At 59.5% G+C, this 25,423-nt stretch carries 22 protein-coding genes; 9 read left to right on the forward strand and 13 right to left on the reverse strand.

All coding sequences use genetic code 11. From position 1 onward, the window contains the following. Positions 1-76 precede the first annotated feature (76 nt). Together gatB and BUB72_RS17675 are read left to right on the forward strand one after the other, a co-directional pair. Positions 77-1,591 carry an Asp-tRNA(Asn)/Glu-tRNA(Gln) amidotransferase subunit GatB gene (gene gatB, locus BUB72_RS17670; RefSeq protein WP_073146181.1) on the forward strand — a complete coding sequence of 505 codons (1,515 nt, stop codon included), beginning with the start codon at positions 77-79 and terminating at the stop codon, positions 1,589-1,591. A gap of 147 nt (positions 1,592-1,738) precedes the next feature. Then, positions 1,739-2,449 carry a hypothetical protein gene (locus BUB72_RS17675; protein ID WP_175549202.1) on the forward strand — a complete coding sequence of 237 codons (711 nt, stop codon included), beginning with the start codon at positions 1,739-1,741 and terminating at the stop codon, positions 2,447-2,449. 486 nt (positions 2,450-2,935) lie between these two features. Here BUB72_RS17675 and BUB72_RS17680 read toward each other — a convergent pair whose 3' ends face one another. After that, positions 2,936-4,465: a trimethylamine methyltransferase family protein gene (locus BUB72_RS17680; RefSeq protein ID WP_073146183.1), complete on the reverse strand. Its 1,530-nt coding sequence runs from the start codon at positions 4,463-4,465 to the stop codon at positions 2,936-2,938. Positions 4,466-5,000: 535 nt separating this feature from the next. Here BUB72_RS17680 and BUB72_RS17685 point away from each other — a divergent pair. Both BUB72_RS17685 and BUB72_RS17690 read left to right on the forward strand, forming a co-directional pair. After that, positions 5,001-5,258 (forward strand): CBU_0592 family membrane protein, encoded by a 258-nt coding sequence (locus BUB72_RS17685; RefSeq protein ID WP_175549203.1) that lies wholly within the window; start codon positions 5,001-5,003, stop codon positions 5,256-5,258. Between the two features lie 73 nt (positions 5,259-5,331). Then, positions 5,332-5,760 carry a DUF4177 domain-containing protein gene (locus tag BUB72_RS17690; RefSeq protein WP_073146185.1) on the forward strand — a complete coding sequence of 143 codons (429 nt, stop codon included), beginning with the start codon at positions 5,332-5,334 and terminating at the stop codon, positions 5,758-5,760. A 12-nt stretch (positions 5,761-5,772) separates the two neighbouring features. On the opposite strand, the gene BUB72_RS17695 is transcribed toward BUB72_RS17690, so the two are convergent. Beyond that, on the reverse strand, positions 5,773-6,030 hold the full coding sequence (locus BUB72_RS17695; RefSeq protein ID WP_073146186.1) for a BolA family protein: 258 nt from the start codon (positions 6,028-6,030) through the stop codon (positions 5,773-5,775). Positions 6,031-6,104: 74 nt separating this feature from the next. Between BUB72_RS17695 and BUB72_RS17700 the strand changes: the two genes are divergently transcribed. The 5 genes from BUB72_RS17700 (at position 6,105) to BUB72_RS17720 (ending at position 12,057) form a co-directional block, all read left to right on the forward strand. Beyond that, positions 6,105-6,743, forward strand: coding sequence for a J domain-containing protein (locus BUB72_RS17700; RefSeq protein WP_073146187.1), 639 nt, complete (start codon positions 6,105-6,107; stop codon positions 6,741-6,743). 110 nt (positions 6,744-6,853) lie between these two features. Beyond that, positions 6,854-7,840, forward strand: coding sequence for a cobaltochelatase subunit CobS (gene cobS / locus BUB72_RS17705; RefSeq protein WP_073146188.1), 987 nt, complete (start codon positions 6,854-6,856; stop codon positions 7,838-7,840). Then, positions 7,833-9,710, forward strand: a complete 1,878-nt coding sequence (cobT, locus tag BUB72_RS17710; RefSeq protein WP_073146189.1) for a cobaltochelatase subunit CobT — start codon at positions 7,833-7,835, stop codon at positions 9,708-9,710. Before cobS ends, cobT begins: the two co-directional genes overlap by 8 nt. A gap of 160 nt (positions 9,711-9,870) precedes the next feature. After that, positions 9,871-11,634, forward strand: a complete 1,764-nt coding sequence (locus BUB72_RS17715; protein WP_073146190.1) for an aminopeptidase P family protein — start codon at positions 9,871-9,873, stop codon at positions 11,632-11,634. A gap of 81 nt (positions 11,635-11,715) precedes the next feature. After that, a complete protein-coding gene (locus tag BUB72_RS17720; RefSeq protein WP_073146206.1) occupies positions 11,716-12,057 on the forward strand; it encodes a DUF427 domain-containing protein in 342 nt (113 codons plus the stop codon). 61 nt (positions 12,058-12,118) lie between these two features. On the opposite strand, the gene BUB72_RS17725 is transcribed toward BUB72_RS17720, so the two are convergent. The 11 genes from BUB72_RS17725 to BUB72_RS17775 form a co-directional block, all read right to left on the reverse strand. Continuing rightward, positions 12,119-13,825: a chloride channel protein gene (locus BUB72_RS17725; RefSeq protein WP_073146191.1), complete on the reverse strand. Its 1,707-nt coding sequence runs from the start codon at positions 13,823-13,825 to the stop codon at positions 12,119-12,121. 66 nt (positions 13,826-13,891) lie between these two features. After that, positions 13,892-15,535, reverse strand: coding sequence for a DNA repair protein RecN (gene recN / locus BUB72_RS17730; protein WP_073146192.1), 1,644 nt, complete (start codon positions 15,533-15,535; stop codon positions 13,892-13,894). A 38-nt stretch (positions 15,536-15,573) separates the two neighbouring features. Next, a complete protein-coding gene (locus BUB72_RS17735; RefSeq protein ID WP_073146193.1) occupies positions 15,574-16,449 on the reverse strand; it encodes an outer membrane protein assembly factor BamD in 876 nt (291 codons plus the stop codon). Between the two features lie 102 nt (positions 16,450-16,551). Continuing rightward, a complete protein-coding gene (gene lpxC, locus BUB72_RS17740; protein WP_073146194.1) occupies positions 16,552-17,472 on the reverse strand; it encodes a UDP-3-O-acyl-N-acetylglucosamine deacetylase in 921 nt (306 codons plus the stop codon). Between the two features lie 248 nt (positions 17,473-17,720). Then, positions 17,721-19,298 (reverse strand): cell division protein FtsZ, encoded by a 1,578-nt coding sequence (gene ftsZ, locus BUB72_RS17745; RefSeq protein WP_073146195.1) that lies wholly within the window; start codon positions 19,296-19,298, stop codon positions 17,721-17,723. A 385-nt stretch (positions 19,299-19,683) separates the two neighbouring features. Next, on the reverse strand, positions 19,684-19,983 hold the full coding sequence (locus BUB72_RS17750; protein WP_073146196.1) for a hypothetical protein: 300 nt from the start codon (positions 19,981-19,983) through the stop codon (positions 19,684-19,686). A gap of 9 nt (positions 19,984-19,992) precedes the next feature. After that, positions 19,993-21,327, reverse strand: coding sequence for a cell division protein FtsA (ftsA, locus tag BUB72_RS17755; protein WP_073146197.1), 1,335 nt, complete (start codon positions 21,325-21,327; stop codon positions 19,993-19,995). A gap of 17 nt (positions 21,328-21,344) precedes the next feature. Continuing rightward, positions 21,345-22,235: a cell division protein FtsQ/DivIB gene (locus tag BUB72_RS17760; protein WP_073146198.1), complete on the reverse strand. Its 891-nt coding sequence runs from the start codon at positions 22,233-22,235 to the stop codon at positions 21,345-21,347. Next, positions 22,223-23,137: a D-alanine--D-alanine ligase gene (locus tag BUB72_RS17765; protein ID WP_073146199.1), complete on the reverse strand. Its 915-nt coding sequence runs from the start codon at positions 23,135-23,137 to the stop codon at positions 22,223-22,225. Before BUB72_RS17765 ends, BUB72_RS17760 begins: the two co-directional genes overlap by 13 nt. An 83-nt stretch (positions 23,138-23,220) precedes the next feature. Then, positions 23,221-24,138 (reverse strand): UDP-N-acetylmuramate dehydrogenase, encoded by a 918-nt coding sequence (murB, locus tag BUB72_RS17770; protein WP_073146200.1) that lies wholly within the window; start codon positions 24,136-24,138, stop codon positions 23,221-23,223. A gap of 597 nt (positions 24,139-24,735) precedes the next feature. Next, positions 24,736-25,368 carry a periplasmic substrate-binding domain-containing protein gene (locus BUB72_RS17775; protein ID WP_073146201.1) on the reverse strand — a complete coding sequence of 211 codons (633 nt, stop codon included), beginning with the start codon at positions 25,366-25,368 and terminating at the stop codon, positions 24,736-24,738. Positions 25,369-25,423: the final 55 nt, after the last annotated feature.

The following is a 25,423-nucleotide window of genomic DNA, read 5'->3' on the forward strand; positions in this document are numbered from 1 at the left end:
CAGGCCGACGCGCCTTTGTCACCTTGCCCGACCCTTGGAATTTCACTAGAACGCGGACGACCTAATGGAGACCCCCATGCTTGATTTGACCTACGAGACCCCGAAGCCCAAAGTGATTGCTGGCGCCAAGCAGGATTGGGAGCTGGTGATTGGCCTTGAGGTGCATGCGCAGGTGTCCTCCAACGCCAAGCTGTTTTCGGGCGCGTCGACCAAATTCGGGGCGGAGCCGAACTCCAACGTGGCCTTCGTGGACGCGGGCATGCCCGGCATGTTGCCGGTTATCAACGAGGAATGCGTGGCCCAAGCCGTGCGCACCGGCCTTGGATTGAAAGCCGAGATTAACCTTTATTCGGCCTTCGACCGGAAGAACTACTTCTACCCCGACCTGCCGCAGGGCTACCAGATTTCGCAGCTCTACCACCCCATTGTGGGCGTCGGCGAAGTGCTGGTTGAAATGGGCTCCGGCGTTGCGCGCACCGTGCGCATCGAGCGTATCCATTTGGAGCAGGATGCGGGCAAATCCATCCACGACATGGACCCGACGATGTCGTTTGTCGACCTGAACCGGACCGGCGTGGCACTGATGGAGATCGTCTCCATGCCTGACATCCGTGGGCCGGAAGAGGCCGCCGCCTATGTCTCCAAGCTGCGCCAGATCATGCGCTATTTGGGCACTTGCGATGGCAACATGCAAAACGGCTCCATGCGCGCCGATGTGAACGTGTCGATCTGTGCACCGGGTCAGTATGAGAAGTACCAAGAGAGCGGCGATTTTTCCCATCTGGGGACGCGGTGCGAGATCAAGAACATGAACTCGCTGCGCTTTATCCAGCAGGCGATTGAAGTCGAGGCGAAGCGCCAGATCGCCATTGTTGAGGGCGGCGGCACGGTGAGCCAAGAGACCCGTTTGTATGATCCCGACAAGGGCGAGACGCGGTCGATGCGCTCCAAGGAAGAGGCGCATGACTACCGCTACTTCCCCGACCCCGACCTGCTGCCGTTGGAGATTGAGCAGGCTTGGGTTGACGATCTGAAAGCCCATTTGCCGGAACTGCCCGACGAAAAGCGCCTGCGCTTTATGGAGGAGTTCGGCCTGTCGGATTACGATTCCGGCGTGCTGACGGCGGATACCGCTGATGCGGCTTACTTTGAAGAAGTTGCCAAAGGCCGCGACGGCAAGATGGCCGCGAACTGGGTGATTAACGAGCTGTTCGGACGTCTCAAGAAAGACGACGACAAGGCGATTGGGGACAGCCCCGTCTCCCCTGCCCAGTTGGGCGGGATCATCGACCTGATCGCGTCGGATGCCATTTCTGGCAAGATCGCCAAGGACCTGTTCGAGATCGTCTACTCGGAAGGCGGCGACCCTGCCGAGATCGTCGAGGCGCGCGGCATGAAGCAGGTCACCGATCTTGGCCCGATCGAGGCCGCGCTGGACGAAATCATCGCCGCCAACCCCGCGCAGGTGGAAATGGCGAAAGAGAACCCCAAGCTGGCCGGCTGGTTTGTGGGTCAGGTGATGAAGGCGACGGGCGGCAAGGCCAACCCGAAAGCGGTGAACGAGCTGGTGGCGAAGAAGTTGGCTGGGTAGCGGGTTTGAGGGATGAGGGGTGGTTAGCCGACAAGAATGTTGGGCTACTGCTCTGAGGCCTTGGTAGACAGGCTGGCGATTTTTTCAACTGTATGGCTACGCTTCTCGAAATAGCATTTTCGAAAGGCTAGATCATTGCTCATCCCTTTGTCTGACCCAATCTGGTCCCGTCTCTATGGTCCTTACGGCATAGACGACGTAGCAGGAATCTTAGGAAAATTAGAGTGGGGTTGGGACAAAGCAATTGCGAAAGACCTCTACTGGGAAAAACTCCACCACCAAGATGATATATACCCGGTCACATTCGCGGCCTTGCCTTGGCTATGGAAAATTTCAGACGCGAAAAGCGGTGCTGACCTAGATAGTCTGCTGTTTTTTTCACACGTCTTGTATTGCGCAACAACTTCAGGCGGAACTGGATGCGACGGCCAAGGACCTCGTGGCAAGTACCGAGGGCTTCCGCTCAATTGTAACGAACATGCGCTGGGTTGGCTTCCAAAGGAAAAGCACCTGCGACCTGAAGACACGGTAGTTCTTGCCAGATTGGAGGATTGGTTCACGGCAAACTTAAATGGTATTTCTGAAATCTGTCTGGACGCAATAACGGAGGATAGCGATTACTCAGCGGCGGCGCTAACAACTGGTTTTTCTAGTCTCCATGGAAGCGAAAACGCTGTCACTCTTGTTACCTTATGGGCAGATGAACATGATTTTGATTTTATTCGTGAAGTAGTCTCCTTGAGCGCAACTGATATCTCCTTGCTAAGGTCACTGTCGACTAAGCTGACGACTAAGAACCGAAAACTGGCCAACTTTATTCGTGAGTACATAAGCTTAGGTCAATCCGACCCAAACTAATTTGATCTACCTCGCGGTGAATTTGCTTTGTTTCGCAAAGCTGCAATTAAAAATCTCAAACGAGTTTCAATGGCAGCAGCTTTCGTAAGAGGCTGAACGCAGACACCCGACGCACCTCCACCAACCAACGGCTGGGATGCCGTGGCGGGGGGAAGCGTCTCGCATCTTATTAGCGAAATGGTGGCGCCGCCTTGGGCAGAAAGCCATGATCCATACGGTTCCCCCAGAACGTTTCCCCTCCAGCGGTCATTGTTTCGCGAAACGCCCACTGCCCCAAGCGAACTGCCGCATGGTGCTGATATCTTGAGTGCCGTTGAGAATCTCCAAATCCGCGCAGGTGGAAAATGCGAAAGAGAACCCTAAGCGCTATCGTCCGACAGTTTTGTTGGGTGACTGATTTGGGTCCAAACGCACTTTTTTCCTGAAGGCCGGAGGGGATTGGTGCTTTGAGCCGCAGCGGTGGGCTCTTATCTTCAGAGTAATACGCTAAAGGATCTTAAACTGACGGCGGATGGCGGCGTCTTGGTCGCTCGAAAGGTATTCAGGATGGTGATCCGCCAAGATTTTTCGCGCGCGTTCCCGCGCTACTGTTCTCGCGTCTTTTGCTCCGTTTTCGGCCCATGTGCGCGGTTCGTCACGATTGGCAACTGACGGGTAAAAATAGTCACGCTCCATCGCAGCTATCGTGTGTTCCCCCCCTAGAAAATGACCCGGGCCAAGAACCGCCTCGTTGATCGCATCAAATCCAAGGTTTTCTTCGGTCACTTCGATCCCACGCAGCGCACGATAGGTATGCGAGTGCATCTCGTCGTCTAGAATGAAGGCTTCAAAACTGGCCCCCAGCAAGGACGCGGTCATGCCTGAACTCTCGTAAATCAAATTGCCACCAGCGAGGGCCGCGGCAAGCGAGCTTAGGCCCTTTTCCGCGCCGTATTGCGCGTCGATTGCTTTGGCGTCCGTCATCGAACACGCCACGCCGGATGGCAGTCCCAACCAGTTCGACAGTTGCGCAGAGGCGGCATTCAGAACAGCGCTTTCCCCGCTCCCACCTGAAAACGCGCCAGTGCGCAGGTCAACAACCAATGGCCAGTTTGAAAAGACCATGGGAAATCCGGGCTTGATCGCGTGGACCATAACGAGACTTGCCAGCGTTTCAGCCAAGGATTGCGCCAGAAAGCCCGCCATCGTTGCGGGCGCAGTCGCACCGGCTTGGGCGGCCGTGATGCATGACATCGGAATGTTATGTTTGATGCATTCGTAGACGACATCCACCGCGTCTTCCCCGTACCGCATAGGCGAAATCACCGGACTGATATGTGCTTTCATGAAGGGGCGCTTTGAGAATTCGCCTTCGCCACCTGCTGCGATGTCGAGCATTTTGACGATCGGATCTATATGTTCAGCCAAGGTAAACGACGTCGCTGTCGGCTTTGTCGTATTGCGCAACAAAGCATAGGCCGTGTTCACGTCCAGATCGAAATTGTCGGGCACATCAGTCGCAACGCAGCAGCGTGTATACCAGCTTACATTCGCCAGCGTATCTTGCAGTCGCGTGAAATTGTGAAGGTCGGCAAGCGTTGACGGACGGTAGATGCCGTCCTCCAAATCCAGCGTTTGAACCGCTGCTCCACCAGTGCCAAAATAAACCTTGTTGCCACCTACCTCAATTGAGCGATTGTCATCGCGACCATGCAACGTGAAGGTTTTGGCCGCCCGCGCGATCGCATCCTCAACAAGAGGCGTCGGGAAGGTTACGCGATCCTTTCCATTGTCCTGCGCGCCAGCCGCAAGAAGGTCGCGTCTAAGCCTATCGGGAACTTCTCCCATTCCAAGGTCGGACAAAAGCTTTAAGGCGGTCTTGAAAATACGAGCCAGATCTACTTCGCTCAGCGGTTTATATGAACCGCCGATCTGACCTGGCGGGCACGGATCGACAACCGGGTTGGCTGCCCGTTGAATAAGGCGTTGCGCTCGGCCGCCGCTGCGTCTCTTAGCTTGGCCACCGGCATCGGTCATGTGTTTGTAACTACTGATGAGCGTTGCTTCATAATTCAAAACTGGTAGGGCAATACTGGTGACTTTGACAACATATTTTAGGGATAGCATTCTACGAAGCCGTTTCGACGCCATTCGGTGCAGACACCCGGCGCACCTCCACCCACCAACGGCTCAAGTGCCGTGGCGGGGGAAGCGTCTCGCATCTTGTTAGCGAAATGGTGGCGCCACCTAAAGTCAGACGGCCATGATCCATGCGGTTCCCCCGAAAGGTTTCCCTTCCGGCGGCCATTGTTTCGCGAAACGCCAGCAGCCCGAACGGACTGCCGCATGTTTCTGATGTCTTGAATGCGGAGGGTGTCACCCCGCCGCGCGGTACCGGTGACAGGGTTTAGCCTCAAGGTGTTAGCAATCTGGAAAGGCAGCGTGCGCTGCCCGGGGAACGATTCATTCACACTTGTTTCACTCGCTTTCACGCGCGCCCTTCGTGCATGATGCTTTTACAGTAGTAACGAGTAACATTTTTCCCCGGAGCCCCACCGTCATGGACCCAGCGATGCTGTATCAAGTTATCGGAGTATGTGGTTTCATCGCCTATATGACGGGATTTGCGGGGCTCCAACTGGGCTGGCTGGACGGCAATGGATGCGCTTATTGCGTGAGCAATATTATCGGTGCGTCCTTGGTGTTGGTCAGCCTGTATCACGCGTTCAACTTTGCCTCCGCGTTGATTCAGGTGGCTTGGATCGTCCTTGGACTGCTTGGCCTGTATCGCAGGCGGTTTGCCGTGGCGTCCGCGCACCAGTTGGGCTGACAGCGCGGCTTTCGCTGGACTCGGATGCAGGGCTTTTGTAACACAAAGCCTTCTGCTGCAGGGGGTATAAGCGATGCCAAATTTTGAATACCAAGTTGTTCCGGCGCCCCGCAAGGGCAAGTCCGCGCGTAAAATTCGTGGCTCCGAAGCCAAGTTTGCCAACACTATCAGTGAGTTGATGAACGAAATGGCGGCAGAGGGCTGGGAATACCAGCGCGCCGAGACCCTGCCTTGCGAAGAGCGTCAGGGCTTTACCGGCAAGACGATCAAATACCATTCCATGCTGGTCTTCCGCCGTGAATTGGCCGCAGAAGAAGTCATCGCAGATGCGCCCGTGGCCGCGGTGGTTGCCGCGCCTGTGGTCGAAAAGGTCGTTGAGACCCCGGTCGAGAACACCCGTCCGGAGCCAGTGCTAAGCCGCACGGAAGGCCCCGCCTCCGAAGGGTTTATGAGCGAGGCCGAAACGCCGTCCGAGGACCGCAAGGGCGTCGCCGCCGAGTAAGTTGCGCGGCCGTCAGCTCGAGATATCCAAAGCCAGCGCATGAATGCGCCCGATCAGCTCGGGCCCCAACGCCGCGTGCACCGCACGGTGGCGTTGCACACGTGACATGTCGGCGAACGCAGGCGCGCGGATGGCCACGTTGAAATGGCTCTCGCCCCCCTCTTGGTATCCGCCATGCCCACGGTGACTTTCGCTATCATCGACCACCTCTAGATGCGTCGGCGCGAAGGCTGTGCGCAGTTTGTCGTCAATCTGCTGTGTTATACCCATATTTTTTCCAATCTGCCCTTCACCTCGCTGCTCAAAACCCTAAAGTGTCTTCTCCGAGTCTAAAAGGTTAAGTCATGGCGCGCCCCCCGTTTGATCCGTTCGAGTTCGATATTTCCGCGAAGAGTGACAAAGCTCGCCGTGCCAAAGGGCGTCGGGGTATGTCAGGTGCCGTGGAGACATCCCAGCGGACCTGCGAAGCGCCGGGCTGCGAAGAGCCGGGCAAATACCGCGCGCCGAAATCGCCGGATGTGCTGGATGACTTCTACTGGTTCTGCCAAGCGCATGTCCGCGAATACAACCTGAAGTGGAATTTCTTCGAGACCCACACGCAAGAAGAGATGGAGCGCCAGATGTCCTCGGACAAGGTCTGGGAGCGCCCGACCAAACCGATGAAAAAAGGCGAGGAGCAACGCGCGTGGTCGCGCCTTGGCGTGGACGACCCGATGGCCGTGCTGGGCGAAAACGCCACCCGCAACCCGGGCCGCAACCCCAATGGCGCAGGACGCAAGCTGCCCGCGATGGAACGCAAGGCGCTGGAAATTCTGGAAGGCACTGTTCACATGAGCAAACCCGACCTGCGCAAGAAATATAAGAGCCTGATCAAAGAGCTGCACCCCGACATGAATGGCGGCAACCGCACCGACGAGGAGCAGTTGCAACAGGTCGTCTGGGCATGGGACCAGCTGAAAGACAGCCGCAACTTCTCGGGCTGATAAAACGCGGCGTCAGGTCGCTTGTGAATTCAGATCTGGCGCGGGCCTTCCCCTTGCCCTTCCCCGCGATATGTTGCATCCCGATGGGGTTATTCTGAGGGAACGAAAATATGGCCGACGGCAGCATGGATTTGAACGCGAAACCAACCGAGGATATCTCGGTTCGCGAAGTTTTTGGCATCGACAGCGACATGAAGGTCAAAGGCTTTGCCGACCGGACGGACCGCGTGCCGGAGCATGACAGCACCTACAAGTTCGACCGCGACACCACCCTCGCGATCCTTGCGGGCTTCACCCATAACCGCCGCGTGATGATCCAAGGCTATCACGGCACGGGCAAATCGACACATATCGAGCAAGTCGCCTCGCGGCTGAACTGGCCATGTGTGCGGGTGAACCTCGACAGCCATATCAGCCGGATTGACCTGATCGGCAAGGACGCCATCAAGCTGAAAGACGGCGTGCAAGTGACCGAATTCCAAGAGGGCATTCTGCCTTGGGCCCTGCGCACCCCGACGGCCATCGTGTTCGACGAATATGACGCGGGCCGCGCCGACGTGATGTTCGTGATCCAGCGCGTGCTGGAAGTGGACGGCAAGCTGACGCTGCTGGACCAGAACAAGGTGATCAACCCGCACCCCTATTTCCGCCTGTTTGCCACCGCCAACACGGTCGGCTTGGGTGACACGACGGGGCTGTATCACGGCACCCAGCAGATCAACCAAGGCCAGATGGACCGGTGGTCGCTGGTCACCACGCTGAACTACCTGAGCCATGACGCGGAGGCCGCGATCGTGCTGGCCAAGAACCCGTATTACAACACCGAAGAGCGCCGCAAAACCGTGGGCCAGATGGTCACCGTCGCCGACCTGACCCGCACCGCGTTTATGAATGGCGACCTGTCGACGCTGATGTCGCCACGGACCGTCATCGCATGGGCGCAAAACGCGTTGATCTTCAACGATGTCGGCTACGCCTTCCGCCTGAGCTTCCTGAACAAATGCGACGAGCTGGAGCGCGAAACCGTGGCCGAGTTCTACCAGCGCTGTTTTGACGAGGAGCTTCCGGAGAGCGCTGCGAGTGTGAGCCTTGGCTAACAACGACAACCCCGCCGACCCGTTCAAAAAGGCGCTGGCCGAGGCGACCAAGACGCTCGCCAATGATCCTGATCTGGGTGTGGCCTTCTCGGTCGACCCTCCGGGGATGACCAACGACCAAGTGCGCCTGCCGCAGGTCACGCGGCGGATGACGAAGGCCGAAGTGCTGCTGGCGCGCGGCACAGCGGATGCGTTCGCACTGCGTCGCCGCTTCCACAGTGACAGCACCGCCAACCGGTATTTGCCGCAAGGCAACATGGCGCGCGAGCTCTATGACGCGATGGAAACCGCGCGTTGCGAAGCCATGGGCGCACGCACCATGCCCGGCACGGCGGGCAATATCGACGCCAAAATCGGCGCAGAGGCGGAACGCAAAGGCTACGGCCAAATCACCGAAGCCGGCCAAGCCCCCCTGTCTGTCGCGGCGGGCTACCTGATCCGCCATCTGGCCACCGGGCGCGAGTTGCCAGCGGATGCCTCCAACGTGATGAACCTGTGGAAGGACTTCATCGAAGGGGCTGCGGGTGGCACGCTGGAGAACCTGCAAGACGTGCTGTCCGATCAGGCCAGTTTCGCCAAATTTGCACGCCAGATCATCGACGATCTGGGCTATGGCGACCAGCTGGGTGACGACCCTGACGACATCAACGAGGATCAGGAAGACGAAGCCTCCGAGGACGAGCAGGACCAGGATCAAAGCGACGACGCGAACCCCGACAAGGAGGACAATTCCGAGGATCAGGACGCCTCTGCCGAGCAGTCGCAGGAACAACAGGACGACGCGTCTCAGGCGACGGTGCAGCTCGACGATATGGCCGATGCGGAGATGGGCGACGAGGCCGAACTGCCCGAGGGCGAGGCCCCGATGGACCCGCCCCCCCCCGCGCCGCATTCCGACGCAGACCCGAATTACGCGGTCTATGCCACGGAACATGACGAGGAAATCCGCGCCGAGGAGCTGGCGGAACCGGCCGAGCTGGAACGCCTTCGCGCCTATCTTGACCAGCAGCTGGAGCCGTTGAAAGGCGCTGTGTCGCGGCTGGCCAACAAGCTGCAACGCCGACTTCAGGCGCAGCAAAACCGCTCGTGGGAGTTCGATCTGGAGGAAGGCATCCTCGATGCAGGCCGCCTTGCCCGTGTGGTGGCGAACCCGACGACCCCGCTCAGCTTCAAGCAGGAAAAGGACATGGAGTTCCGTGACACCTGCGTGACCCTGCTGATCGACAATTCCGGCTCGATGCGCGGCCGCCCGATCTCCATCGCCGCGATTTGCGCCGACGTGCTGGCCCGCACGCTGGAGCGCTGTCAGGTCAAGACCGAGATCCTCGGCTTCACCACCCGCGCGTGGAAAGGCGGCCTCAGCCGCGAAGGCTGGCTGGCCGATGGACGCCCGCAACAACCGGGCCGCTTGAACGATCTGCGCCACATCATCTACAAATCCGCCGACGCTCCCTGGCGCCGGTCCCGCGACAATCTGGGCTTGATGATGAAAGAGGGCTTGCTCAAAGAGAACATCGACGGCGAGGCGCTGGAATGGGCGCATAAACGCATGATCGGCCGCCCTGAGGCGCGCAAAATCCTGATGGTGATCTCCGACGGCGCGCCCGTCGATGATTCAACTTTGTCGGTTAACCCCGCGAATTATCTGGAAAAACACCTGCGCGACGTGATCGCCATGGTGGAAAAACGCAAAGCGGTGGAGCTGATCGCGGTCGGTATCGGCCATGACGTGACCCGCTATTATGAACGCGCGGTGACGATCACCGATGTCGAACAACTGGCCGGTGCGATGACCGAACAACTGGCTGCGCTGTTCGACAGCGACCCGCGCGCCCGCGCCCGCGTTATGGGCATCAAGCGCGCCAGCTAATCTCCTATCATTGCTTTAAAAATACCTCGGAGGGGTCCGGGGAGGCAGCGCCTCCCCGGCGTGGCGACGCGGCCCTTGGCGCGGCGCAAACCCTTGCTTTCCACTTGCACCACGCCCTGTTTCTAAGCACCCTCACGCCAACCCAACCCGAGAGCTTCCCATGTTCCAACGCTTTGACGATTCCACCTCCCCAGACCAAGGTCCGCCGCGCTTGAAGGCCTTGCGCCAACAGCTTGAAATCGAAAGCTTTGACGGCTTTCTCATTCCTCGCGCCGACGCCTATCAGGGGGAATATGTCGCACCATCGGATGACCGTTTGGCGTGGTTGACAGGGTTCACGGGCTCGGCTGGATTTTGTGTCGTTCTGCGCGACATCGCGGGGGTCTTCATCGACGGGCGCTACCGCTTGCAGGTCAAATCTCAAGTCGATACGACCCATTTCACCCCCGTAGCGTGGCCCGAAACCAAACCGGGCCCGTGGTTGAAAGAGCATTTGCCCGCGCCCCATGTGATGGCCTATGACCCGTGGTTGCACACCCTCTCAGAGATCGAGTCGATCGAGGCGGCAGGTGTCACGCTTGTGACCACCGACAATCTGGTGGACCGGGTTTGGGCCGACCGTCCGGCCCCGCCAGTGGGCAAGATTACCGTTCAACCGCTTGAACTGGCGGGTGAATCTCATGAAGACAAACGCGCGCGACTGGCCGCGCAGCTGCGCGACGCGGGCCATGATGCCGCCATACTGACCCTGCCGGACAGTATCGCGTGGCTGCTCAACATCCGCGGCTCGGACATTCCGCGCAATCCGGTGCCGCATTGTCTTGCGATCCTGCATGCCGATGCCAGCCTTGACCTTTTCGCAGCGTCCGAGAAACTGACCGAGACCGGCGATCATCTGGGCTGCGATATTCGCCTTCACGCACCGGAAGACTTCTTAGAAGCGCTTGCTGCATTGAATGGGACCGTCCGCGTCGACAAGGCCTACGCCCCTGCCATCGTCCCGCAAACGATCACGGCGCAGATCGCCTTCGACGATGATCCATGCATCCTGCCCAAGGCTTGCAAGAACGCGACCGAGATCGAGGGCGCACGCAGCGCCCATCTGCGTGACGCCCATGCGATGGTGAATTTTCTGGCGTGGCTGGACGAGCAACAGCCGGGCTTGACGGAAATCGACGTCGTAACCGCGTTGGAAGGTTTCCGTGCCGAGACCAACGCGCTGCGCGACATCAGCTTCGAGACGATTGCCGGGGCTGGACCGAATGGGGCCATCGTGCATTACCGCTGCACCAAAAACACCAACCGCGCGCTCCAAGACGGAGAGCTTCTGCTGGTCGACAGTGGCGGGCAATATGTGGATGGCACCACCGACATCACCCGCACGGTGGTCATGGGCAGCCCTGCCCGGGAGCAACAAGAGTGCTACACGCTGGTGTTGCAAGGCATGATTGCCCTGTCGATGGCGCGGTTTCCGCGCGGGTTGGCCGGTCGTGACATTGACGCGCTGGCCCGCGCGCCCTTGTGGCGGCACGGGTTGGACTATGACCACGGCACAGGCCACGGCGTCGGCTCTTATCTGAGCGTCCATGAGGGCCCTGCCCGTATCAGCCGCCTCTCGGATGTCGCGCTTCAACCCGGCATGATCCTGTCGAACGAGCCCGGCTATTACCGCGAAGGGGCTTTCGGTATCCGCATCGAGAATCTTATCGTCGTGCAAGACGCGCCCCAGATGGGCGACAAGCGCGACCAGTTGAGCTTTGAAACCCTGACATGGGTGCCGCTGGATCGCCGTCTGATCGCGGTCGATATGCTATCCCCGTCCGAGCGGGACTGGATCGACCGGTATCACGCAACAATCGCTGAAAAATTAAGCGTTCAGGGCAAGGCCCGCGACTGGCTGGAGGCTGCGACACAGCCGCTGTAACGTCACGGCTTCCCAAAACGCCATGAACATGCAATGTTCCGCGATCAGCAGATAATGACCGTTCACAGAGGGGCTTTCAACATGGCCAACCAGATCAAATTGCGTAACGCACCCGGTAAATATTCCATCCGAGCAGCTGGGGCCGTGTTGGGTGAAAGCAGCAATGTGATTGAGCTGTCTGAGGGTGATCTGGCTCCGGTCCTCTATGTACCGCGTGCCGATCTGGCTATGGCGTTTTTCGACAAAACAGACACCAGCAGCCACTGCCCGCACAAGGGCGACGCGACCTATTATACGCTGGAAGCCAAAAGCGGGCCGATCCCTGATGCGGCATGGTCCTATGAGACCCCGAAAGCAGGGCTTGAAGACATTGCGGGGCATTTGGCGTTCTACAAAGACAAGGTCACCGTCGAAGAGGTTTAGGCGCGCCAGACTTTCGTGGAAAGTCTGGACCTAAATCCTCGGGGAGGATTTGGTGGCGGCGTCAGGAATGCTCCTCGGCCGCTGTGGCAGCCAAGGCGCGGTTATATTGCTTTAACGCATCCACCTGAAACAACGCGCCCAGAATTGTGGGCGGCTTACCCTCTTCGCCCATCGTGGCGACGGGGATGAAGACGTCATTGTTGCGCTCGAAAAGCGGCATGGCGTCTTCCAGCGTCGCGTTGGGGTCGATGTAGATGCCTTGCTCGATCATTGCCCAGATATCGTCCTCCGCCGCTGCATGCGGATGATCCTCGTCGCGCATGACGTTGCGGACCCGAAACATCGACAGCAGGTAAGCTTGTGGCCCCGCGGCCAAGTGGACATCGCGCCGCTCCAGTTGTGTGAGGAAGAACGACCTATCGACCAGACGGCTGGCCAAGGCCGTCGACAGCGACACCGCGACCATCACGGCCAAGCCCGTTTGCCAATCCCCCGTCAGCTCGAACACGATCAGCGTTGTCGATATCGGCGCACCCAGAACCGCCGCGGCGACCGCGCCCATTCCGGCCAGCGCATAGAGTGTCTCCGAGCCGGAGACGTTCGGGAACACGCTTGTCGCGATCCCGCCGAACGCCAGCCCCGTCAACGCCCCGACCATTAGTGACGGCGAGAACACCCCGCCCCCCATGCGGCCCGCCATAGTGATCGCCACGGCGGCCACCTTAAGGATCGCGAAGATGATCGCCTCATGCAGCAGCAACTCGCCGGTGAGCGCGGCGGACGTGGTGCCGTAGCCCACGCCGATGATGTGCGGGAACCAGATCGCCATCACGCCCAACAGCCCACCGGCACAGGCGGGGCGCAGCCAACGGGGCATTCTGGTGAGGGTTTGGACGTGATTGCCCACGTCCTCGGCCCAGAAAATCGCACGCATCAGCGCGACGGCGACAAGTCCACACACAAGGCCCAGCATCAGGAAGGCGGGCAGCTCGACGTAGAAATCGAGGGTGGTGTTCACCGGAAGAATAAACTCGGTCACATCGCCAAAGGCCAGACGGTTGATCACCGTGCCCGCGACCGAGGCGATAACGATGGGTGCGAAGGCGTGCACGGCGAAGTGGCGCAAGACCACCTCCAGCGCGAACAGCGCACCCGCGATGGGCGCGTTGAACGAGGCGGAGACGGCGGCGGCCACAGCACAGCCCAGCAAGTCGCGACCGGTGATGCCGTTGGCCTTGATTAGCCCGCAGACCCAGCTTGAAATGACGGCGGCAAGGTGGACGACCGGCCCCTCCCGACCGGACGAGCCCCCCGTACTCAGCGTAATGATCGAGGCGGCGGCGGAGGCCAGCCCTGCGCGCTTTTCGACCCGCCCGTCATAGAGCGCCGATCCTTCGATCACGTCGGCCACGGACCGGACACGCCCGTCATCGGTGAACAGGTGCAATATCCAGCCCGTCAGCAAGCCGCCCATAATGGGGATCAGGACGATCCAGTACCAGTCCACATCGGTGACGAATTCCTGCAACGCGCGCACGTCTTTGGAATTATAAACCACGCCTTGGATGATCGAGATGCCCTTGCGAAACAGCAGGGCAGCTAGGCCCGCCGCGATCCCGACGAGCAAGGCGATGAACCAGAATTGCACCTGCGACGGGCCTCTGTGGCGCAGGACATGGAACGCGCGGCGCAGCTCGCTGAGGCCGGTCGTGACTTGGTCGCGGATAAAGCCGCGATCTTCGTCGTTTTGTGGTGGTTGCTCGGCCATAAATCTCCGACGCCCCGCGCTGCGTTCATTCCGTCTTAGGACAATGGATGCAGGGGGTCTAGGGCGCTAGACCTTCAGCAAGGACCGTGCGGCGTCCTTGGCGGCATCGGTCACCGTATCCCCCGACACCATGCGGGCGATTTCGTTGATGCGGGCGGCCTCGTCGAGCGGGATGACGGTGGAAAATGTCTGCTCGTCGCGCACCTGTTTTTCCACCCGCCAGTGATGCCCGCCCAAAGCGGCCACCTGCGGCGAGTGGGTAACGACAAGCACTTGTGCGCCGTCGGCCAGCGATTTCAGTCGGCGGCCCACGGCGTCGGCGGTCGCGCCACCGACGCCACGGTCAATCTCGTCAAAGATCATGGTGACACCTTCGGCAGTGCCGGACAGGCACACCTTGAGGGCCAGCAGGAAGCGCGACAGCTCGCCGCCGGAGGCAATTTTGTTGAGTGGGCCGGAGGGTGCGCCGGGGTTGGTGGCGACGGTGAAGGACACATCGTCTTTGCCTTCGGGCCCTGCGGCCTCAGGGGTTACGTCGGTTTTGAACACCGCGCGCTCCATCTTAAGCGGCGCAAGTTCCGTCCCCATCGCCTTGTCCAGCTTGGCGGCGGCGGATTGGCGGGCTTTGGTGACGCGGTCGGCTTCTTCCTGATAGGTCGCGGTCGCGTCGTCGAGCGCTTTGCGCAGGTCGGCCAGTTCCACCTCGCCCCCGTCGAGCGCGGCAAGGCGGATGCGCAGACCTTCGGCGAACGCTGCCAGATCATCGGCCAACACGTCATGTTTGCGGGCAAGGCCACGCAGGGCGAAGAGCTGTTCCTCGACCTGCTCCAACTCCATCGGGTCGAATTGCAAGCGGTCCAGTACGGCTTCGACCACTTGCTGGGCGTCGCTAAGTTCATTTACCGTGCGCTCCAACGCGGACAGCGCGCCGTCCAATTGGCCTTCCGCCTGATCGGCCACGCCGTCGAGCCAGCGGGCGGCGTCGTTGACCAGCCCCTCCGCCCCGTTCAGGCCAAGCCCTTGCAATGCCTTTGCAATATCGTCACGGATACGCTCGCCCGCCTGCATCTGGCGGCGCTTTACGTCCAGTTCGGCCTCTTGGCCGGGTTGCGGGTCAATGGCGTCCAGTTCTGCCACCGCGTGGCGCAGGAATTCTTCCTCGGCGCGGATCTCGTCCAGCGCTTTCTGCGCGCGCTTCAACTCGCGTTTGGCGGCGGTGAGCGCTTGCCAACGGGTGCCAAGTTTGGACAGGTCCAACCCCGCAAAACTGTCGAGCATTTCGCGGTGGGCCTTGGGGTTCAGGATGCCGCGGTCGTCGTGCTGACCGTGCAATTCGACCAGCGTTTCGGACAGGCTGCGGAGCAATTCGCCGGAGGTGCGGCGGTCGTTGATATAGGCTTGCTTGCGCCCGTCAGGATAGTTGGTGCGGCGCAGGATCAACTCGCCGTCATGCTCGAACCCTGCGTCTTCCAACACGGCCCACGCGGCATGCCCCGACGGCAAATCGAACTGCGCGGTCACTTCGCCCTTCTCGGCCCCTGCCCGAACCAGCTCCGCGCGCCCGCGCCAGCCAAGGACAAACCCAAGCGAATCCAATAGGATAGACTTACCTGCACCGGTCTCACCGGTGAGCACGTTGAGACCGGGCTGAAACTCAAGCTCCAGCCGGTCGATGATCAACATGTCGCGAATTTCAAGCGTGCGCAGCATCTACACCACCTGTGGGGCGAGGAAGACCCCGCCGCCCGTTACAACCACTTGCCGCGGATTACCTGACGATAGATGTCCTGCAACCAGCCTTTGCCCGCCGCCTCCGGCTCCAGACCACGCCCTTGAAGCAGGTTGTAGCTGTCCTGATAGAAGCCCGTAGACTGGAAGTTATGGCCCAGAATGGCCCCAGCGGTTTGCGCTTCGTCGGTCAGACCCAGCGACAGGTAGGATTCCACCAGACGGTGCAACGCTTCTGCGGTGTGGGTCGTGGTTTGGAATTCTTCGACCACCACGCGGAAGCGGTTGATGGCAGACGCATAATGGCCGCGCTTGAGATAATAGCGCCCGATTTCCATTTCCTTGGAAGCCAGATGGTCAAATGCCAGATCGAACTTCAAAATAGAGGACTTGGCGTATTCGCTTTCGGGGTAGCGTTCGATCACCGTGCGCAGGGCTTGCAAGGCTTGGAACGTCAAACCTTGGTCGCGGCCGACTTGGTCGATCTGGTCGTAATAGCTGATCGCCAGCAGATATTGCGCATAGGCGGCATCTTCGTCTGCAGGATAAAAGTCGAGAAAGCGTTGGGCGCTGGCGCGGGAGTTTTCGTAGTCACGGTCAGCGTGGTACGAGAAAGCCTGCATGATCAGCGCGCGTTTGGCCCATTCGGAATAGGGGTACAGACGCTCCACCTCGCCAAAAAGGCGGACGGCTTCGTCGATATCGCCGTCTTCCAGTTGGAATTCGGCGCGTTTGTAGATTTCTTCGGGTCCGAAGGTCTCGAGTGGCGCTTCTGCTTTGGAGCCCCAAAAGTTAGCCAAAAATCCGTCCCCGCCGCGATTACCGCATGCAGATAGGCTTGATGCCAGCGCGAGCGCTGTGACTGTTCTTAGGATAATCCCGCTGCGCCCTGTCATTGACCGCCAACCTCATTGCTTGACCGTCCCGGTATCCGGTTCACGGCCTGTTTGGGCTGGTCTAACACATCTCTTTGCAGGGCAAAACGCCTTTATGATGGTTTAGGCAACCAGTGCCAGATCGGCCTTGCGGACACCAACACCGGGCAGACGCGCCGCCTGCTCTGGCGTGCAAGGCACAAAACGGTAGGCTGACGGGTTGGCAAACAGCTTGCGCAGCAGTTTGTTGGTCATCGCGTGACCCGCTCTCACACCTGTATAGCGGCCCAAAATCGGCGCGCCAGCCAAGGCCAGATCGCCCAAAGCGTCCAGCATTTTATGGCGTACAGCCTCGTCCGCGTGGCGCAGGCCACCGGGGCTGAGGACGTCGTCGCCATCCACGACCACGGCATTGTGATATGTGCCACCAAGAGCCAAGCCGTTGTCATGCATCATGTCGATATCTGCTTTGCGGCAGAAAGTGCGGCTGTCGGACAGCTCGCGCACGAATGTGCCGTTGCGCATATCCAGCGCCATATGCTGGCGGCCGATTGCGGCATCGGGAAATTCAATGTGGAAGTCGATTTCGAGACCGCCCGCAGGGGTCAGCATCGCCATAGCGCCGTTTTCCTCGACCATCACAGGGGAGAGGACTTCGATCGCATAAAGCCGCGCCGCTTGCTTACGCGCGCCAACTTCAACGATGGCCCGAACGAAATCAGCGGAGCAGCCGTCCATGATCGGAACTTCGGGTCCGTCCAGCTCGATCAGTGCGTTGTGGATACCGCAGCCTGCCAGCGCCGCCATGATATGTTCGACGGTGGATACGCCCACGCCCGCATCATTGGTCAATTCGCTGCAAAGAGGTTTGGCACCCACGGCGGAATAGATCGCACGCACCATGTTGTCCGCGTCCGAAACGTCGGTGCGTTTGAACCAGATGCCAAAACGAGCAGCCGCAGGATGCACATCCATGCGAACCGGCTTGCCGGAATGAAGGCCCACGCCCTCAAAGCTGATCGTCTGTGTCAAAGTGGCTTGCACGCAAGACCCCCGATAAAGCCGTTACTTGGGCTTCGTTGTTTCTGCTCAATCCATCGAGACGCATTGGTCTGTCCGGGTTGAGTGTAAAATATGGGGTTGGGGGGCGTGTCACAACTCACTCTTTATGACCGTTTGCAACATAACTGTCGCATTTCGCTGCAACGCGGCAAGTGTGTTGAAATTTAAGAATAAAAACGATGAAGGCCGGGCAGTGCCCGGCCTTTTGACGTTGCGTTACAACGTTTGTTTTAGTTGGCCTGACGGCGCAGGAAGGCAGGAATTTCGATCTTTTCCTGCTCTGGATCGGCCTTGGCTTGCTGTGGCTGAGACGCCGGAGCTTGCGACAATTGTGGCTGCTGACGCTGTGGCGCAGAGCCGTGATGGCCTTCGCCTTCCGCAGCACCTGTCATGCGACCGATCAGCGAATTGATCCCGAAGCGTGGCTTCTCGGCATGCGTTTCTGCAACTTCAGGTTGGTGCTGCTGGTCCTGCTGATGGTCGTGACCGGGGTTGCGACCAACGGCGGCGCGCAAACGCTGCATCGCTTCCGGCGTTGGAGTGCCGGGCTGCTGACGAGACTGGAACACCGGCTGTGCTGGCTCTGATTCTGCAACGGGCTGGAAGGCTGGCTGCGGTGCTGGAGTATAGACCGGCTGTGGCAAACCATCTTCGGTTTCCACCTCGTCCTGCACGATGTCTTCGAACAAAGAAGGCTCTGGCGCTGCGGTCGCAGTCTGCTGATAAGCAGGTGCAGCGGCGACTTCAGCTTCCGGCATTGGCTGCGGAGCAGGTTCGGCGCGATCCAAGGTCAACGGGGCTGCCAAAGAGCGGCGTGCAACTGGGTGCGACAGCAGTTCTTCGGAGGCCTCGATACCGGTCGCCACGACGGAGACACGCATTTTGCCGTCCATTGTGGTGTCCAAAGTGGAGCCGACGATGATGTTGGCCTCTGGGTCCACTTCTTCGCGGATGCGGTTTGCAGCTTCGTCGAGTTCGAACAAAGTCAGGTCGTGACCGCCGGTGATGTTGATCAGCACGCCTTTGGCACCGCGCAGGGAAATTTCGTCCAGCAGCGGGTTGGCGATGGCTTTCTCGGCGGCTTGAACGGCGCGATCTTCGCCTTCTGCCTCGCCTGTGCCCATCATGGCTTTGCCCATCTCGTCCATCACGGCGCGAACGTCGGCGAAGTCGAGGTTGATCAGGCCGGGACGCACCATCAGATCGGTGACGCCTTTAACACCTTGATAGAGCACGTCATCGGCCATGGAGAACGCCTCGGTGAAGGTCGTTTTCTCGTTGGCCAGACGGAACAGGTTCTGGTTCGGAATGATGATCAGCGTGTCGACAACTTTCTGAAGGGCTTCAACGCCTTCTTCAGCTTGCTTCATGCGCTTGCCGCCCTCGAACTGGAACGGCTTGGTAACGACGCCGACGGTCAGAACGCCAAGCTCGCGAGCCGCTTGTGCGATGATCGGAGCAGCGCCTGTACCCGTGCCACCGCCCATACCGGCAGTGATGAAGCACATGTGAGCGCCAGCAAGGTGGTCGACGATTTCTTCGATGGTCTCTTCGGCGGAGGCGGCACCGACCGAAGGGCGCGCACCCGCACCCAGACCTTCTGTGACTTTCACACCCATCTGGATCTTCGCGGGCGCGTTGCTTTGTTGCAAGGCTTGCGCGTCGGTATTGGCGACCACGAACTCGACACCATCAAGCTCTTTCTCGATCATGTTATTCACGGCGTTACCGCCTGCCCCGCCGACACCGAATACGGTGATGCGTGGTTTGAGATCTGCTTGTTCTGGCATCCGAAGATTAAGTGTCATGTGCTGGTCCGCCCGCTTAGAATAAAGGTGTATGTACTTTTCACGAATGAGCCATTGCGGCCCTTATGGTTATGCCCCGTTTCGGCAAATCCTATCGACACTCTCGCCAGAGGTCACGTGAAAAAGGCAATTTTGCCACAAAATATGGCGATTTCTGGTCCATTTTCGGCAGCATTTCGCTTAGTTGGCTATATCTCGCGGAAACCGAGACTGAAGACACAAGACAAAGCAGGAACACTCCATGCGCAAGCGATTTGCATGGAATCAGTCTCGGGTTCTGGGGGCCAACTGCTCGGCCTATGGTCTGCCTCTATCGGGCACTGACCACAGGCTAACAAATCGTGACGCGCCTGTCACCCGCAGAAGCGATCTGTCTTGTCGGAATTTACAGGCAACCGAAGGGCACGAAGGTGCTGGCCATCCCTTCGCTCATGGTCATGACGGTGAGCATGTCGGCCAGTTCCAGTTCCTTGGCCGATTGCGGACAAATGCGGATTTGCTCGGTGCAGCCACTTGCGATGAACCGTGCGTTCCCGTCAGTGAAGCTGTCGCTTATCCCGTCGGAGCCAAGCATCGCCCGCGCATCATCGAACGCCGCGCGGTAGAGGTCACACTTCTTGTCACCCCACGCATCAGCTAATGCGGGTGTCCCTGACAGTATAAGTGCGACGGCGAGCCTTAGCATCTTGACGGATTACCAGTTGTCCTTGAACCACTTCACCGCGCGCTTGAGCGAACGGGCGGGATAGCCTTCCACCGGAATGTCGAAATCCCACCATTCGTCCTGCGGGTGGGCGGCGAAAAGGCAGGTGCCAACAGCAGAGGCAAAGCCCGGACCGGTGACGGATTGCGGCAAGCCCTGCACCCGAAGCGGGCGACCAAGGCGCACTTGCTGGCCAAGGATGCGCGAGGCCAGACCGTCGAGACCCGGAAGCTGTGACGCGCCGCCTGTCAGTACGATGCGCTGGCTGGGCAGATGCTCGAACCCTGCCGCGTCAAGGCGGACGCGAACCTCTTCCAGAATCTCCTCCATACGCGGACGCATGACGCCGATGACCTCGGCGCGTGACACCGTGCGCCGGTCGTGCTCCCAGTCGCCGGTATCGGAGCTGAGGTCGATCATGTCGCGGTCATCCATCCCCGTGGCCTGCACCCCGCCGTAGAACGTCTTGATCCGCTCTGCTGTCGGCATGGGAACCTGCAAGCCTTGGGAAATGTCGGAGGTGACGTGATCGCCGCCCATGCGCACGGTATCCGCGTAGATCATGTGTTTCTTGATAAAGATCGAGATACCGGTCGAGCCGCCGCCGAGGTCGATACAGGCAGCACCCAGTTCCTGCTCGTCTTCGACCAGCGAGGAAATACCGGCGGCGTAGCTGGAAGACGCGATGCCCGCCAGTTCCAGATCGCAACGCTTTATACAATAGAGCAGGTTTTCGATCGGGGCGCGGTCGACGGACAGCATATGCATGTCGACGGACAGGGAGTTGCCCGCCTGCCCGCGTGGATCACCAAGGCCGGAGCGGTGGTCGACGGCAAAGTTCACCGGCTGGGCGTGCAGGATTTCGCGGTTCTCGCCATAATCGGGAATGTCGCAAGACGACAGAACGCGGGCGATGCAATTGTCGCTGACGGCGCCGTCATGCAGATCAACGCTACCTGCCAGACCGTAAGAGCGGGGCTTGGCCCCTGCAAAACACGCGATGACGTGGTCGACCCGAACGCCTGCCATCTTTTGTGCTGCTTGCACGGCAGTGCGAATGGCGCGTTCGGTTTCGTGCATGGCGTCGATTTCGCCAAAACGTACCCCACGCGAGCGGGTGGTCGCCGCCCCGATGACGCGGAATGAGGATTGCCCCGCCATGGAGCCGATACCGTCGCTGTCGCGGAAACTGTCGGGGCCGTCAAAGCGCAGAACCAGACAGGCGATTTTGGAGGAGCCCACATCCAGCACGGCGATCACGCCCCGCTGCATGGCAGCTTGACGTTTGTTTCTCATGGCGCGTTGAGATTGATACAGATCGGTCATGGGACGTTTGTCTCTCGTTATTGGTTGTTGTTCACTTTGATGCCCTGCATTTCGCGCATGGAGGCCAGCGCGTCAGAGGTCATACGCAGTGTCGGACGGTCGGGGTTGCGGATGTCGATATGGGTCACGTCGCGCTTGAGCAGATCTTGCGCCTCGTTCAACGCAAGCACGCGATCAAGGGCAAGCTCGGGCTGTTTGGGTGGCAGCATGATACGCTGTGCGCGGTCGAGGACCAGATCCCAGCGACGCTCGGAAATGCGCACGACACCGATCACACGGTCGCGGATCGGGGCGGCGGTTTCGAGCAAGGCAAGCGCTTCGGCGACGGCTGTGTTCGCGCCCTCGCCCGCAATCAATGGCAGATCAGGACGCGCGGCGCGGTTTTGCAGCGCGGATACGCGGTGGCCACCAATGTCGAGCAATTCCAACCCGTCCAGTCCACGCCAGACGACAGCCGGCACGCGTTCTTCTACATTGATCTGCAGCAGGCCGCCTGCCCGCACGCGCACATCGACGCGCTTGACAGCATCAAGGCTTTCGACCTGCTTGCGCATGGCTTCCAGATCGAGATCAAAACTCGACAGCGGCAGGTCCACCGGCATGACTTCGCGGATCGCGCTGTTGAGACCAGCCGATGCGCCGTCGATTGCCATCAGCTTGACCATGAATTCAGGGCGTTCCTCAACGGAGCGGCGGATTTCAGTGTATTTGTCGGTGATCGCCTGCTGACGCTTCGCATCGGAAAAATAGAGTCCAAGGGACGCCACCACCAAGAACGAAGGCATTCCGACGCGCACGATTTTACGGAAGGACGGCGTCAGCCACAGGCGCTCCATGCGGTAGGACCAACGGCTTGGGGCCGGATCACTGTTTGCGTGTTTTTTGGACAGCGGGTTCAACGATCGCATGAGGCGTCCTCCACCATCCATTTGCACAGCTCGGCCATGGACATTCCGGTTTTTAGCGCCTGTTCGGGCGTCAGGGATGTTGGCGTCATACCGGGCTGGGTGTTGGTTTCCAGCAGGATCAGACCGGCGGCGCCTTTGGTTTCATCCCAACGGAAATCGGTGCGGCTGACGCCGCGACATCCCAAGGCATCATGGGCACGCAAGGCGTAGTTCATGCACAGCGCGGTGATCTCTTCGGGGATATCGGCGGGGACCACATGACGCGAACCGCCTTCGGCGTATTTTGCTTCGTAGTCGTACCACCCATCCGTCAGGATATCAGTCACGATCAAGGCGCGGCCACCAACCACGGAAGTCGTCAGCTCGCGACCGGGCGCGAAGGCCTCGACCATCACGGTGTCGGGCATGTCTTCGGAGAGTTTCGGCGGGCTGTTTACCCCCTCTTGGACCAGATAGACACCAACGGAGGAACCTTCGTTGTAAGGCTTCACCACGTAGGGCGCGGGCAAAACATGGGCGGACATCACGTCTGCCTTGGAGGCCAGCACGCTATAGACAACGGGCAAGCCCGCATCGCGGTAGATCTGCTTGGTGCGCTCTTTGTCCATGGCGGTGGCAGAGGCCAGCACGCCGGAATGGGTGTAGGGAATGCGCATCCATTCGAGCAGGCCTTGCACGCAACCGTCCTCGCCCCAGCGACCGTGGAGCGCGTTGAAGACAACATCGGGCTGGAGATCAGACAGGCGTGCAGCCAGATCCGGACCCGCGTCCAGTTCCGTCACCTCATAGCCCGCTTCGCGCAACGCGGTGGCGCAATCGCGCCCGGATGACAGCGAAACCTCCCGCTCTACGGAGGGGCCGCCCATCAGTACCACCACTTTGCGAATTGTCCTGCTCGACATATCCGCCTCAAATGCCCCTTTTTGGGGCTTATTTTGTGTATGGGGCCTTTGTGACCCCTATATTTGGTTAGTCCCTGCTCAGGTTAGCGTTTACCTACCCGAAGCACCTCCCATTGTAGCTCTATTCCACTGTGTTTGAGAACCCTTTTCCGCACCAGCTCGCCCAAATCTTCCAACTCTGCTGCTGTGGCGCCGCCTGTGTTGATCAGGAAGTTGGGATGCTTCTCGCTCATTTGTGCGCCACCAAGGGTTTCTCCGCGCAGGCCCGCCTCGTCGATGACCTTCCATGCTTTGAGATCGTGGGTGTCGTCGTCTCGCCCTGTGGAGGAGAAACCGGCGGGGTTACGGAAGGTGCTGCCAGCGGTGCGGTCCTTGGTGGGTTGGGTCGCGTCGCGCTTGGCTAGCTGGTCGGTCATGTGTTGGTGTAAGGTCTCGGGGTCGCCTTCGGGGGCTTCCAGCGTCACCTTGGTGATCACCATGCCTTCGGGCAGATCGGAAGATCGGTAGGCGAAGTTGAGGTCGCCTGCTGTCACGGTGACCACTTCGCCGTCGCGGGTGATGGCGGTGGCTTCGACGAAAACGTCAGCAATATAAGAGCCATAGCAACCTGCATTCATCCGCACGGCACCGCCGATTGCACCGGGAATGGTGCGCAGGAAGGTAAGGTCCAAGCCTTGGTCCGCCGCCTTGCGGGCCACGTGGGCGTCGAGTGCGGCCGGGCCGCAGATCACGCGAGTGCCGTCGAATGTGATGCCGTTGAAGCCGCGCCCGAGGCGGATCACCAAGGCGTCGAGGCCGCCGTCGCGCACGATCAGGTTGGAGCCTACACCCATGGGAAAGACGGGAATGGACGGGTCTAGGTCGCGCAGGAACGTGGCCAGATCGTCGTGGTCGGCGGGTTGGAATAGCGCCATGGCGGGGCCGCCGACGCGCAGCCATGTGAGGTCCGCGAGGGGGCGATCCGGCGTCAGGGTGCCGCGAGGGGTGGGGAAATCGGTCATGGATTCCGTGCTAGGGAAACGTCGGCAAATGGGCAAGGGGAAAGGCCAAAATGGCGGTCCGCAATGCGTCGGCATTGTGTCTGCAAAACGTATGGCATCAGAATGAGACTTGCGCTCGCCCCTTGAGGGCGGTGCTGTCGCCGCGTTTGCTTGGTAAGGGAATGGAAGATCGCGGTTTAGTGGCAACTATGCGGACTTCGCAGACCTTGACGTTTTGTTATGTTGCTGACGCAGCAATCGATTGCAGTCGCAGCACAAGGTAGAAAGCCTGGCAGAAAATATCGGCAGACTAGCCATTCCCAACGGGATTCTCGCTAGAACCTAGACCGCGCTTTCGATCACAAAGACGATATTCTGGTCAATTCCAAGGCACACACCAGCAATCCAAGAAGATGCGTGATGTCGCAGGTTGTTTCGCCTTGCTTGAGTGGGCTTCGAAATTCTGCCGCTGGATAGCTGAGGAAAATTGCGCCTGCATGCTACTTAGGTGAGTACACAGGTTTCGGTGCATTCAAGGTAGATCTGTCGCCTGAGTTCTGGCGCGAATTCTTGTGAGGGCCCCGGTGACAGGGCCCTCTATAAAAATGCCTTCTGACGTCAGCCAGCCAGGTGGATATCGTGCAAGGCCAGTTCATAGAAGGGGTGCACGTCGACATTCGTGAATTTGCCGTTGGAATGGTTAAAGACTGACCGCCAATAGGGCTGGATGACCACACCTTCATCCTGCATGATCTTTTGGATTTTCGCCATGATCTCACGCCGTGCATCAGCGTCGGCGACAGACAGACCCTGTTCGAGCAAGGCATCGAACTGCGCATTTGAAAAAGCGCTTTCATTCCAAGCCGCGCCGGATTTATAGGCCAGCGACATGATCTGGATCCCCAGAGGACGAGGGCCCCACTCCGTGGCGGAGAACGGGTATTTGGTCCAGTCGTTCCAGAAAGTTGACCCTGGCATCACGGTTCGCTTGATGTTCAGACCGGCATCGCGCATCTGGGCGGCAACCGCATCGCAGGTGTTTTTCTGCCAGTCGGTATCAAGGGATATCAGTTCGAATTCGGTGTCGGCGTGACCTGCGGCTGCCACCATTTCCGCGCCTTTTTCAGGATCGACCTCAAGCGGCGGTAATTCAGCGTATTCGGGATGCACAGGGCAGACATGGTGGTTTTCGCCCAGCAGACCAAGGCCGCGAGAGTGTCCGATCTTCTGTGTAACTTGGTTTTGGTTCATGCTTCCTGAGAGGAGCAAGGACGATGACGATTTCCAAGGAACTGCTGGACGAACT

This window comes from Litoreibacter ascidiaceicola (assembly GCF_900129235.1).
Lineage (GTDB): Bacteria > Pseudomonadota > Alphaproteobacteria > Rhodobacterales > Rhodobacteraceae > Litoreibacter > Litoreibacter ascidiaceicola.